At 63.5% G+C, this 12,573-nt stretch carries 12 protein-coding genes; 4 read left to right on the top strand and 8 right to left on the bottom strand.

What is annotated here, in order from left to right; all coding sequences use genetic code 11:
- Positions 1-83 precede the first annotated feature (83 nt).
- From NX05_RS18005 to rpsU, 3 genes are all read right to left on the bottom strand, one after another.
- Positions 84-1,046: a YihY/virulence factor BrkB family protein gene (locus NX05_RS18005; protein ID WP_039432007.1), complete on the bottom strand. Its 963-nt coding sequence runs from the start codon at positions 1,044-1,046 to the stop codon at positions 84-86.
- A 591-nt stretch (positions 1,047-1,637) separates the two neighbouring features.
- Entirely contained in the window at positions 1,638-2,084 is a 447-nt protein-coding gene (locus NX05_RS18000) for a GatB/YqeY domain-containing protein (RefSeq protein ID WP_010380058.1), read from the bottom strand.
- Between the two features lie 269 nt (positions 2,085-2,353).
- Positions 2,354-2,569 (bottom strand): 30S ribosomal protein S21, encoded by a 216-nt coding sequence (gene rpsU / locus NX05_RS17995; RefSeq protein WP_002808376.1) that lies wholly within the window; start codon positions 2,567-2,569, stop codon positions 2,354-2,356.
- 279 nt (positions 2,570-2,848) lie between these two features.
- Between rpsU and tsaD the strand changes: the two genes are divergently transcribed.
- From tsaD to NX05_RS17980, 3 genes are all read left to right on the top strand, one after another.
- Entirely contained in the window at positions 2,849-3,913 is a 1,065-nt protein-coding gene (gene tsaD / locus NX05_RS17990; RefSeq protein WP_039432005.1) for a tRNA (adenosine(37)-N6)-threonylcarbamoyltransferase complex transferase subunit TsaD, read from the top strand.
- A gap of 63 nt (positions 3,914-3,976) precedes the next feature.
- Complete coding sequence (gene folB / locus NX05_RS17985; RefSeq protein WP_039432003.1) at positions 3,977-4,333, top strand: dihydroneopterin aldolase; 357 nt, start codon at positions 3,977-3,979, stop codon at positions 4,331-4,333.
- A 218-nt stretch (positions 4,334-4,551) separates the two neighbouring features.
- Positions 4,552-6,723, top strand: a complete 2,172-nt coding sequence (locus tag NX05_RS17980; RefSeq protein WP_039432002.1) for a glycoside hydrolase family 3 N-terminal domain-containing protein — start codon at positions 4,552-4,554, stop codon at positions 6,721-6,723.
- 393 nt (positions 6,724-7,116) lie between these two features.
- Here NX05_RS17980 and NX05_RS17975 read toward each other — a convergent pair whose 3' ends face one another.
- Positions 7,117-8,295 (bottom strand): PQQ-dependent sugar dehydrogenase, encoded by a 1,179-nt coding sequence (locus NX05_RS17975; protein WP_039432000.1) that lies wholly within the window; start codon positions 8,293-8,295, stop codon positions 7,117-7,119.
- Positions 8,296-8,477: 182 nt separating this feature from the next.
- Between NX05_RS17975 and yiaA the strand changes: the two genes are divergently transcribed.
- Entirely contained in the window at positions 8,478-8,912 is a 435-nt protein-coding gene (yiaA, locus tag NX05_RS17970) for an inner membrane protein YiaA (protein WP_039431998.1), read from the top strand.
- A gap of 54 nt (positions 8,913-8,966) precedes the next feature.
- Here yiaA and NX05_RS17965 read toward each other — a convergent pair whose 3' ends face one another.
- From NX05_RS17965 to NX05_RS17950, 4 genes are all read right to left on the bottom strand, one after another.
- Positions 8,967-9,299, bottom strand: coding sequence for a hypothetical protein (locus tag NX05_RS17965; protein ID WP_010363765.1), 333 nt, complete (start codon positions 9,297-9,299; stop codon positions 8,967-8,969).
- Between the two features lie 166 nt (positions 9,300-9,465).
- Positions 9,466-9,963 carry a hypothetical protein gene (locus NX05_RS17960; RefSeq protein WP_010380047.1) on the bottom strand — a complete coding sequence of 166 codons (498 nt, stop codon included), beginning with the start codon at positions 9,961-9,963 and terminating at the stop codon, positions 9,466-9,468.
- Between the two features lie 211 nt (positions 9,964-10,174).
- The gene (locus tag NX05_RS17955) at positions 10,175-11,491 is read right to left on the bottom strand and encodes an APC family permease (protein WP_039431996.1); all 1,317 of its coding nucleotides are present in this window, start codon (positions 11,489-11,491) and stop codon (positions 10,175-10,177) included.
- Positions 11,488-12,264, bottom strand: a complete 777-nt coding sequence (locus NX05_RS17950; protein WP_039431994.1) for a L,D-transpeptidase family protein — start codon at positions 12,262-12,264, stop codon at positions 11,488-11,490. The genes NX05_RS17955 and NX05_RS17950 overlap by 4 nt, the downstream gene beginning before the upstream one ends.
- Positions 12,265-12,573: the final 309 nt, after the last annotated feature.

Here is a 12,573-nt window from a genome sequence, read left to right as displayed (position 1 = left end):
CCACTAGGATATCTCAGCGGCCTGCCGGCGCCCTGTCCTGGGGATCGCTGGGGACACCAACGATGCAGGAACTGCAGCCAACCTCAGCCGCGCGGCAGCGCTTCCGACTCCGACGCTGAAGCCACAGGCGCTGCATCGGCAGGCGGCACGATCACTGGCGGATGCTCGGGGTCTACGCCGGCCTCGCGCAGCTTGCGATGCGAGCGCACGCGCTCGTCGATCACCGCAGTGATCAAGGCCCCGACGAAGAACACCACTGAGGCGTAGTACATCCACACCAGCAGGATGACCAGCGTCCCCATCGAGCCGTACGCGCTGCCTGGCGCCGCAGTGGCGATGTACACGCCAATGGCGTAGCGGCCCAGCGCAAACAACAGCGCAGTGATGACGCCGCCCAGGAACGCCTGGCGCCAATCGACGGTGCGATCGGGCAGATAGCGATACAGGAACGCGAATGCCAGCGAATACAACGCCAGCGTCGTTACATAACCGACCGCAGGCAACACCGAGGGCAGGCGTGCGAACACCACCTGCAGTGCAGTGGTGGCGATCATCGACACGATCAGCAAAAAGCCCAGTGCCAGGATCACGCCGAACGAGAACACCCGCTTTTTCAGCCACGCCATCAGGCCGTCCAAGCGTTGCTTGTCGGTGCGGAAAATCAGGTTCAAGGCGTTCTGCAGCTGCGCAAACACTGCCGTGGCGCCAATGAACAACAACAGCGTGCTCCACAGGCCAGCCAGCGAGCCAACCCCAGGCTGGTCGGTAGCATTGCGAATGATGGTCTGCGCCACTTCGGCAGCGCTGCCGCCCGCCAATTGCGCGACCTGCTGCACCAACGCCTCTTGCGCAGGTGGATAAAGCGATGCAGTCAGCCACAACAGCAGTACCAGTAGCGGGGCCAGCGACAACAGCGCGTAGAACGACAACGACGCCGCCTGCGTCATCACGTCGATCTCGATAAAGCGGTTTAGCAATGCCATCGGCACGCTGCGCTGCAGACGGCTCAGATGCTTGTGCAGATAGGCGGATGAAAGCGTCGTCACCGGCGGGAGAATCCTTGGCGCATACCGTTGTGCGCGCAGGTGAGCTCAGAGCAAAGTCGGTATGCGGAAAGACCTTGCCTATGCCTGCGCTGGCGCAATCTTTCTAACAGGGCTGGATCGAAGGAAGGGTGAAAGCACGCATGTGTGGAGCAGTGAAGAGGTGTGGTGTGCAGCCGGCGTGGGTGGTCTGCCAGCGGCCGGGCGCATCGCGTGCCTTTGTATAGACAGCGACTTCAACGGGCAGCAGGTGTGGGCACAAGGTGCGTACGTACAGGCATCAGGACGCACGCTTGGCAATCACGAACGCCCGCGCAATTACAGCCTCGCAGACGGTGTAGCGCTTTCGCTGCACAGCTGCACAGCTGCACAGCTGCAGGGAGCATTGGACGTGATGTCGCTTCTTACGTGGTACTTCGTGTCGCAGATGTGCGACTGCCTTGCCCCTGGAGGATCGGCATGCCGCACCACAGCCCGTGGGACGTTTGTGACTTCAACTGGAAATTTCGTTCGGCGCTTCACAAAGCAGTGCCGTAGTCGCCGCCGCGCGCTGTTCGCAGTGCCCTGGCCTTAGCGCAGGGCACTGCGGGGACATCAGCCTGCCAGGTGCTGCTTGACCAGGGTGGAGACCAGACCCATGTCGGCCTGACCGGCCAGCTTGGGCTTGAGCGCGCCCATCAGCTTGCCGATATCGGCCGGGCTGCTGGCGCCGGTCTCAGAGATCGCCGCCTGGATGGCGGCCACGATTTCGGCTTCGCCCATCTTGGCCGGCAGATAGCGCTCGATCACCACGATCTCTTCGCGCTCGATCTGCGCCAGATCTTCGCGTGCGGCGGCTTCGAACTGGGTGACCGAGTCCTTGCGCTGCTTGACCATCTTGTCGAGCACGGCGATCACCGCGGCATCGTCCATCTCGATGCGCTCGTCCACTTCCTTCTGCTTGATCGCGGCATTGATCAGCCGGATCACGCCCAGGCTGTGCTTGTCGCCGGACTTCATGGCGGCCTTCATGTCATCGGTGAGCTGCTGCTTGAGGGGCATGCGGTGACTCCTGAGTGTGTGGGTATTCAATGGTGACCGAGGCGCCGGAACGGGCTTGGTGCGTCGGCCGAAATGTAGGGCACGCATGCGCGTCGTAATGCGCACGGCGGGCGGCACGCGTCTTGCGCGGGCTGCTCGATGTCGCTGACGCGAAACCGCATGACAGACCAATACAAAAAGCCGGCGACGCTTGCGCGTGCCGGCTCTTGGGTTCGTTCCCGGTGAGACGCGCCTTCAGCGCAGACCCACCGGCAAGGAACCGCGTTCGATCAGTACAAGCGCTGGCGCTTGGTGACGTCGCGCGAGGAACGACGCAGCTGACGCTTCACGGCAGCGGCAGCCTTACGCTTACGCTCCTGGGTCGGCTTTTCATAGAACTCGCGCTTGCGGGTTTCGGCCAGCACGCCGGCCTTTTCGCAGGTGCGCTTGAAACGACGGAGCGCAAATTCGAAGGGCTCGTTCTCGCGGACTTTAACGCTGGGCATGTGTTCTCCAGAAAATGGGATTTCCGTCCGGGAGCCCCGGGCGGGTGCGAGCGGACTCGCGTGACGGAATTTCCGGGTTGCCCCGGCTAGCCGCGCATTATAACGACTTGCCAACGACCTGCAAGCCCCCTGCAGAATTTCCTGGCACGACTCTTATAAAGCGTGCGCTTGGGCCGGATACGGCTACGACGGCGGGGCGGCGCAGCATATCGCCATCGGCCGATCTGCGCAGCGCAAAAACTGCGAAAATAGTGACATGTCCATGCTTGCCGAGCTGCCGTGAAAGTCCTTGGGATCGAATCATCGTGCGATGAGACCGGTGTAGCGGTCTACGACACCGCCTTGTCCGGCGTGCCGGCGCTGCGCGCCCACGCGGTGTACAGCCAGATTGCGCTGCATGCCGAATATGGCGGCGTGGTGCCTGAATTGGCCAGCCGCGACCACGTGCGCAAGCTGCTGCCGCTGATCCGCCAGACCCTGGGCGAGGCCGGGGTGGGTATCGACGAACTCGACGGCGTGGCCTATACCGCCGGCCCAGGCCTGGTTGGCGCCTTGCTGGTCGGTGCCGGGGTGGCGCGTTCGCTGGCCTGGGCACTGGATGTACCGGCGATCGGCGTGCACCACATGGAAGGCCACTTGCTGGCGCCGTTGATGGAAGACGATCCGCCGGAGCCGCCGTTCGTGGCCTTGCTGGTCTCGGGCGGGCATACCCAATTGGTGGCGGTGAAGGCGCTGGGCAGCTACGACGTGCTGGGCGAGACCCTGGACGACGCGGCCGGCGAGGCCTTCGACAAGACCGCCAAGATGATGGGCCTGCCGTATCCCGGCGGCCCGCAGCTGGCGGTATTGGCCGAAACCGGCACGCCGGGGCGCTACACGTTCGCGCGGCCGATGACCGACCGGCCGGGCCTGGATTTCAGTTTCAGCGGGCTCAAGACGCAGGTGCTGTTGGCCTGGCGGTCCAGCGACCAGTCCGACACCACCCGGGCGGACATCGCGCGCGGCTTCGAGGACGCGGTGGTCGACACCCTGGTCATCAAATGCCTGCGCGCGCTGGATGCAGCCGAGTGCACTACGTTGGTGGTGGCTGGCGGTGTAGGCGCGAACAAGCGCTTGCGCGCGCGCCTGCAGGAGGCCGCGCAGCGCCGTGGTGGCCGGGTCTGCTTCCCACGCCCTGCCTTGTGCACCGACAACGGCGCAATGATCGCCTTCGCTGGTGCGCTGCGGCTGCAAGCCGGCGAGCGCGCCGATGCAGCGGTGCATGTGACGCCGCGGTGGGATATGGCGAGCTTGCCGGTGTTGGCGGCGGCGCGGGATTCGGGAGTGGGGAGTGGGGATTCGTAGCCCGGTTTCTTGTTTGCTCTGCTCTTGCTCATCCCGACTCCCCAATCCCAAATCCCGGCTCCCATGGATAAAGTGTTTATTGAAGGTCTCGACATCGATGCGCTGATCGGCATCTACGATTGGGAGCGGCGCATTCGCCAGACCTTGCGGTTCGATCTGGAGATAGGGTTTGACAACCGCATTCCGGCGGCCAGCGACGACATTGCCGATACGCTGAACTACAAGGCGGTGAGCAAGCGCCTGATCGAATTCGTGCGGGCGTCGGACTTCGGGCTGGTCGAGACGCTTGCCGAGCGCTGCGCTGCGCTCGTGATGGACGAATTCGGCGTGCACTGGCTGCGGTTGAAGCTGAGCAAGCCCGGTGCGGTGCGCGGCGCGCAGGCAGTGGGCGTGATCATCGAGCGGGAACGGGCGGTCTGATTCCCCGCCGGCTGCATGCAGCGCTGGCCACTTTCGCTGCATGGAGACCCACGGCGTGCTGGAGCAAGAGCCGCGCGGTTACCAATCCGGCGCACCCACGCGCGACGCAACCGGGCGCTACACATCGCCGATCCCGACTCCCGGGCCTCAAAACTTGCATCCCCGCAGGCGCGTCAGGCTAGAATTGACGGCCATGTAAACGTTTTCTCAAGGATCTCATGGCTGCTGATCGCATCGAAACCCTGATTGCCCGGATGACCGTCGAAGAGAAGGTCGGACAGTTGGGTGTGTTCGCCGACATGGTGCGCCCCTTCGCGCCGGACGTGAATCCCGAAGCCAACGTGCTCAATGCCGACGAGGTATTGCAGCAGGTGCGCGCCGGCCGGGTCGGCTCGCTGTTCAATGGCGTTGGCGCCGCGCTGGGCGTGCAGATCCAGAAAGTCGCCTTGGAAGAAAGCCGGTTGGGCATTCCGGTTGTCCTGGCTGCTGACGTGATCCACGGCATGCGCACGGTGTTCCCGATCCCGCTGGGCGAGGCGGCGAGTTTCGAGCCCGAGTTGGCCGAGCGCACCGCGCGCGCCACCGCGATTGAGGCCACCGCTGCCGGCCTGCACTGGACTTACGCACCGGCCGTGGACATTGCCCGCGACCAGCGTTGGGGCCGTGGTGCCGAAGGCGCCGGCGAAGACGTGTTGCTGGGCGCCGCCTTTGCCGCCGCCCGCGTGCGCGGATTCCAGGGCAGCGACCTGACCGCGCATGATTCGCTGTTGGCCACGCCAAAGCATTTCGCCGCCTATGGCGCGGTGGCTGCGGGCATGGAATACAACACCGTCGATATTGCGCCGCAGACCCTGCGCGATGTGCACTTGCCGCCGTTCAAGGCCGCCTTCGATGCTGGCGCGTTGACCGTGATGTCGTCCTTCAACGACATCAATGGCGTGCCGGCCAGCGCCAACCATGAGTTGCTCACCGAGATTTTGCGCGGCGAATGGCAGTTCCCAGGCGTGGTGATTTCCGATTACACCGCCGACATGGAATTGATCGCGCACGGCTATGCCGCCGACGAGCGCGATGCGACCAAGAAGGCCTTCCTGGCCGGTCTGGACCTGAGCATGCAGAGCGGCTTTTATGCCGCGCATCTGCCGTCGCTGGTGGAAAGCGGCGAGGTGCCGATGGCCACGCTGGATGCCAGCGTGCGGCGCATCCTGCAGCTGAAAGAAGCGATCGGCTTGTTCGACAATCCGTATCGCTCGCTGGACCCGGCGCGCGAAGCCGACACCGCGCATCTGCCAGCGCACGATGCGCTGTCGCGCGATGCGGCGCGGCGTTCGATCGTGCTGCTGAAGAACGAAGGCGCACTGCTGCCTTTGAAAAAGAGCGGCCAACGCATCGCGTTGATTGGCCCATTCGTGCAGGACCGCGAGAACATCGAGGGCTGCTGGACCTTGTTCGGCGACAAGGAGCGCTACGTGACCCTGGAGCAGGGCGTGCGTGCTGTGGTCGGCACCGAAGACCTGAGCGTGGTGCAAGGTTGCGGCCTGGAAGAAGCGCTGCCGGGCGGTATCTCCGCTGCGATCGATGCGGCGCAGGCGGCGGATGTGGTGGTTCTGGCGCTGGGCGAGCCGCAGCGCTTCAGTGGCGAAGCGCAATCGCGCACCGAGATCACCCTGCCGCCGGCGCAACAGGCGCTGGCTGAAGCGGTTGCAGCGGCCGGCACACCGATGGTGGTGTTGCTGCGCAATGGCCGCGCGCTGGCCTTGAGTGGTGCAGTGCGCGATGCCGACGCGATTGCGGTGACCTGGTATCTAGGCACGCAGACCGGCACCGGCGTGGCCGATGTGCTGTTCGGCGACTACAACCCGTCGGCGCGTTTGCCGATCAGCTTCCCGCAGGTCACCGGACAGCAGCCGTATTTCTACAATCACCTGCGCACCGGCCGGCCGGAGTTGCCCGCCCTGTCCGAGTACAAGGCGCGTTGGCGCGAAATGCCTAACGAACCGTTGTATCCGTTCGGGCATGGCTTGAGCTACACCACGTTTGCGTATGCACAGCCGCAGTTGAGCGCGGCGCAACTTGGTTGGGATGACACGCTGACCATTACCACGCGCGTTACCAACACCGGCAAGGTCGCAGGCGAGGAAGTGGTGCAGCTGTATGTGCACGATCGCGTGGCCAGCCGCGTGCGCCCGGTGCGCGAACTCAAGGGGTTCCACAAGGTGCTGCTGCAGCCGGGCGAGAGCCGGGACGTGGTGTTTACATTGGCGCGTGATGCATTGGCGTTTACCAATCACAAGGGTATCTTCGGTGCGGAGCCGGGTCTGTTCGATGTGTGGGTATGCGCGTCGGCCAAGAGCGGCGAGGCAGTGACGTTCGAGTTGCTGGACAGCTGACGGCGGCGGGCTTCGGCTCGCCATTGCATCCTGAGCTGCGCTATCGAGCGAGTGGCGGGAGCTGGGCCAAAAGCCGCTAGTTGCGGTGGTGCTGGCAGTTGGGCAACTTGAGGAGTGATCACCGCAGCTGCGGGTGCTCCATCCAACTAGGGCGATGCATCAACGCACCGCATCGATAACACCGGCGTGCATCTTCGCCCGCCGGTGAAGCATTCATCCTTATGATCGTCAGCGCTCAAACAGCGCGGGGCGACACTGCGAACCGGGTGACCACTGCTACAACACGAAGCACCAGTTGATGTAGCGCTTGAGCGCAATGACGACGGTCCATTGTCGCCATCGCGCGTGTCTGTGCATCGCGTCAGATACACCGGCTTATGCAGCGGAAATCGGTCAAGCGTCGTTCTCGACCGCCGCGTTGCTCTTGGGCGTGAGTTTCAGCAGACGTCCGGTACTGCCGCTGGCCTCGTCTTCGAGCAGCCACAGCGCGCCGTCCGGGCCTTGCTCCACTTCGCGGATGCGTGCGCCCATATCGTAACGGACCACTTCGCGTGGCTGGTCGCCCAACGACACCTGTACCAGCGCCATCGACGACAGCCCGCCGATAAAGCCATTGCCGCGCCATGCCGGGAACTGCTTGCCGCTGTAAATCACAAAGCCTGCGGGCGAAATCACCGGCGTCCAGCTGATCTTGGGCGCGGCAAATTCAGGGCGGGTGTTGTGGTCCGGGATCGGCGTGCCGTCGTAGTTGTCGCCGTTGGAGACGATGGGGTAACCGTAGTTGGCACCGCGCTGGATCAGGTTCAACTCATCGCCACCAAGTGGGCCCATTTCGTGTTCCCACAGGCGCCCCTTGCTGTCGAAGGCCAGCCCGAGAATATTGCGGTGACCCAACGACCACACCTGCCCGGCAACGCCGCCTTGCGCAACGAAGGGGTTATCGGCCGGCACGCTGCCGTCGTCGTTGAGCCGGATCAGCTTGCCGAGGTTGACTTTCATGTCCTGAGCGGGAGTGAATTTCTGCCGTTCGCTGGAACTGATCCATAGCTTGCCATCCGGCCCGAACGCGAGCCGATGCCCGAAGTGACCATTGCCGGTGACCTTGGGGTCCTGGCGCCAGATCACTTTCAGGTCCGACAGCGTGCCGCCGCCGGTTGCATCCAGCGTGAGCTTGGCGCGCGCTACCGCGGCGCCGCGTGTGTCGCCCTCGCCCGGCTCTGCATAACTCATGTAGACCAGGCCGTTCTTGGCGAAGCGCGGATGCGCCAGCACATCACCAAAACCGCCTTGGCCGCCGTAGGCGACGGCCGGAACGCCGGTGATGGCGCTTTTGCGTTTGGTCTTGGGGTCCAGCCGCATCAAGGCGCCGCGCTTTTCGCTCACCAACAAGGTGCCATCGGGCAGGAAAGTCATTGCCCAGGGTTCGTCGAAGTCGGCGACCGTAGTGGCCTGGAACGGCCACTGTGCTTTGGGGATGGAGGCCGCGGGGGCCGCTGCGGGCGCAGCAACTGCAGCGCCGGCAGTGAACAGGGTGGCCGAGCAGGCCAGAGCAAGCAGACGTCGGACAGACATGGGGTCCTCCTGGGGATAGGGCGCGGTGACGCTGCAGACCTCCCGCAACGTGTCCCGCGTCGGGTTTCAATACCTTACACGACGCCGCCGAGGTCGCCCTTGTTGCAGATCACTGTCTGCAAGACGTCCGCGTCTCACATCGTTGTATGTCATGCATCGTTTCACCATGAAAAGGAGTTTCCATGGCCACGCAAAAAACCTCGCCTGCTTTTATCGCCGCATCCTGGGCCGCATTGTTGCTGGGCGGTGCGGCGTATCTGATCGGGTTGTGGAATGCCCAGATATTGCTCAACGAAAAGGGTTACTACTTCACGCTGCTGCTGTTCGGTTTGTTCGCATCGGTGTCATTGCAGAAGAGCGTGCGTGACCGCGCCGATGGAATTCCAGTCACCGGCTTGTACTATGCCATTTGCTGGTTTTCGCTGATCGCGGCATTGGTGCTGCTGACCATCGGCCTGATCAACGCCACGTTGTTGCTGAGCGAAAAAGGTTTTTACGCAATGGCCTATGCGCTGAGTCCGTTTGGTGCGGTTGCGGTGCAGAAGAATACCCGCGATGCGATGGAGATCAATGACGGACCGCGCAGTGCGCATAGCCTGCCACCGGCACTCGACTGATACATTGCAGATCGTGCGATGCAACAACGCCACCGTGGCGGTGGCGTTGTTGTTTTAGCGCTTGTGTGTATCGTCGCCAGTCACGAAATCGGCTGCGTTTTCCCAGGCGCGTCTGACCGCGTGTCGCGCCTTGCTCCAGCTTAGGGACGACGTTCCGCGCTTGGCTTCCCAATCGCGATGCAACTCGGCTTCAACCTGATCGTAGGCGCGCGCGTTGTCGCGGATGCGCGCCTCATGACCAGCCAGGTAAGCGCCTTCATAATCTTCGTAGCGATCGCCTTCGGTGTAATACGGCTCTTCGGTGAAGCGTTCGCGCCAATACGTCGATACGTTCTGACTGCGGTCTTCGTCCGGGGCACGGCCCGGAATCTGATACGGCACGTTCATGCGCGTCTCCGTGGTGGATGTGCGTTTACCGTAGATCGCTTGCTGTTAATTTCATTGCCAAAGCGAGTGAGTGGGACATCAAGGCGTTAGGGCCAAGCGGTACAAGGACATTCGGCTGTGCTATCACTGCAGCGTCGTGCAGCGGGCATAGTGTTGTGGTAGGCAATCAGGTAGTCGCCGAGGCGGCTTCGTATGGCAGTGGTGTCGCGCCTGCGGCCACCATGGCTGGCTCGGCGTTCTGCAATGCCGCCTGCTCGGCATCGAGGATGACCAGCACACGCCCGGCCTGGATTTCGTCTTCAAACTGACGGCGTACCGGGTCGGGCACGGTTGCGCCGATTAATGCCGATGACCAGCTGCCGACCAGTGCGCCGGCCAATGCCATGACGCCTGCGCCGGCCAAGGTCAGCCCGATCGGCGGCACGGCAATGGCAACCAGCCCTGCGACCAGGCCGGCCGCACCGCCGGTTGCTGCGCCGCGTGCGGCCGCGGGGAGGAAATCGGTTTTGGCGTCCTTGCGTTCGTCGGGCACATCCTGCAGTTCGATATCGGAGCGGGCGATCAATGAAAGCGCATCATTATCGATACCCGCACCCCGTGCGGCCTGCAGCACGCGTTGCGCGCTGTCGAGATCGGCAGTGCTGTAGACATGGCGCAGTTTCATCGCAAGCTCCCATAAGGTGAGAGCCGCAGCGTTGGACGCATGCAGTTAGGTGTGCGTGAGCGCTGCGCGAGCGTGCTGCGAAACGGTTTGTTGTGGTTGAGCGAACGTGGCCTCTAGCCTAGCGCGGCAAATGTCCGACGCGTTGTATCAGTGCGCGCGCTGTGGTTACTGCGCGCTATCCACTCCGCTTGATAACGACACCGTATTGCTCTCAGCTGTTCTCAACCTGCTTGCGCGGAAATAGATAGAACACCCAGCCGACTACCAGCGCCACGCCTGCAGCGGCCAGATTCTGCCAACTGGCGCTGGCCAGCAAACCCAGCGACAGCACCAAGGCGGCGATGGGGATGGCTGGGCCGCCAGGCAGGCGCAAGGTATCGGTGCGTTGCCGGTATCTGCGCGCCAGCACGATCACCGCCGCTGCGGTGCCGATGTAAGCAAACAGGCGCGTGACCATCGACAGTAATGCCAATTGCGTAAACGATCCCGACAACGCCAATGCAAGCGACAGTGCGCCCTGAGTAAGCACTGCTGCGGCAGGCGTGTGGAAGCGCGGATGCACGCGTGCCAGAAACGCCGGGCCATACCCATCGCGTGCAAGCGCAAACAAGAAGCGAGGGCCCAGCATCACCGTGTTGCTGGTGGTGCCGAGGATGGAAATGGTCGCGCCCACGGTCAAAATCAGTGCCAACGCTTCGCCACCGAATCGGCTTGCGGCATCTGCCAACGGCGTGGGCGAGGCGGCAAGATTCGGTAGCGTCCCCTGGGCCACCACCTGCACTGCGGCGTAGATCAGGGTCACGGTGACGATCATGGTGATCAAGGCGAAGGGCACATCACGCCGCGGGTTGCGGTACTCGCCAGCGGCTGCGGGAATGTTTTCGAAACCTGCGTAGGCGAACAGCAGCAACAAGGCCGCTTCGCCGAGATTGCCCAGGTCGTGCAGATCCGGCGTGGTGCCGGCAAACGCCCACGACCAATCGACATAGAACAAGCCAATTGCCACGAACAGCAGCAATGGCAACAACTTGCCGATCACCAGCGCGATGCCGGTGCGCGCAGCAGATTTCACGCCGATCACGTTGATCGCGGTGAGCAGGCCCAGCGAGCCAACCACCACTAGCAAGCGTGCCCAGGTATCGGTAGTGGCGGTGGGCCAGAACCGCGCTACAGCGTCGGCCAGACCGTTGCTCAAGGCGGCCGCCGAACTGATGCGGGTGAGCCAGATCATCCAGCCGATCTGAAAACCGACGAACGGGCCGAAGGCTTCGCGCGTGTAGAGATAGCTGCCGCCGGGCGTATCGAAATAGCTCGCTGCCTGCGCGTAGCACAGCACCAGCAAGGCGACCGCCAGGCCGGCCAGCATCACCGCCCACAAACTCATCGGCCCCAACAGGGCGGCGGTTGCTGCGGGTAGCAGATAGATACCGCTGCCGATGACGTCGTTGATCGACAGGCCGACGATCTGCCAGCGGCTGACCACGCGAACCAAACCCGTTGCATCCGGTGCAGGCTGCGGTGTGCTCATGGCGCCTCCTCGGTCAGTGCGGGCAAGTGCCACGCAGTGTGCAGACGTGCATATTCGGCGCGTGGCAGCAGCACGAACAGCGGGTGATCCTCCGGCTTCAACCAGCCGAGCAGGCGTTGCATGTCGGCCGCTGCAATGGCGGTGCAGCCGGCGGTGAACTGGCCCGGCGTGCGCCACAGATGCGCGAAGATGCAGCTGCCGCGCTCGGGAATGGCCTTGGGATTGTGCGCGATCACGAAGCCCTCGCTGTAGCGCACATCGCCTGCGTGGCGCTGGTCCAGGCGCATCGGTTCGGTCGAGCCGGCGACGGCCTTCTCGCCAACTTGCGCAGCATCGACGATGCGGTTGTCGAGCGGCGAGCTGGGCACATGCATGCAGTGGTGGGTGGCGCTCATCGCCTGGTACGGCATCACGCTGTCGATACTCGGGGCGTAGCCAAAGGCCGGGCCGATGGCGAATATGCCAGCTGGGCTGCGGCCATCGCCTTCGCGCTTTTGCGGGCCCTGCGTCTGCGCCGGATGCAGGCCGTCTCCCCAGGCGCTGCCATGCCGCCCGAGCGCGACCGCAAAGCTCTGCGCCGCCGGTTGCCATTTGCGGTCCACGCGGGTGAACGTCTGCAGATGCGCTTGCGTGCTGTTCCAGTCCGGGGTGGTCACCACGATCAATGTGCGTGCCTGATTCAAGGCATCGATTGGATCGGCAGCGACGGCAAGGCTGCTACAGCTTGCCAGCGCGAGCAGCACAATGGATCGAAACACGGTGGCAAGGTGCATGCAGGCTCCGGGCGTTGGGTCGAGCGGGATGAGTCTGTGGGCGATCACGGTTGTCTGGAAACGGCGCGCTACGGTGGTGCTGTGTGATCGATGCCGCGTTGTCGCTACTGTACTCAGCAATGCGGTTGCATGGTGCATGTGCGTCTGATGTCCATGCGCCCTGTTGGTGCCGGCTTATCGCGGGAAACACCCTTGCTTCGTGTTGCTTTCGTTTTTTGAGGCGTAGTTTCGTGTAGGAGTTAGCGCGGAGTGCTTGATCTTTGCGCTGGTTGCAGTGTCCTTGCCCGCCCACCTTCGCAGGACACGCTG

It is taken from the genome of Xanthomonas vasicola, from assembly GCF_000772705.2.
Classification (GTDB): domain Bacteria; phylum Pseudomonadota; class Gammaproteobacteria; order Xanthomonadales; family Xanthomonadaceae; genus Xanthomonas; species Xanthomonas vasicola.
The sequence above is the reverse complement of the archived record's forward strand: the minus strand, read 5'-3'. Positions and strand labels throughout refer to the sequence as shown.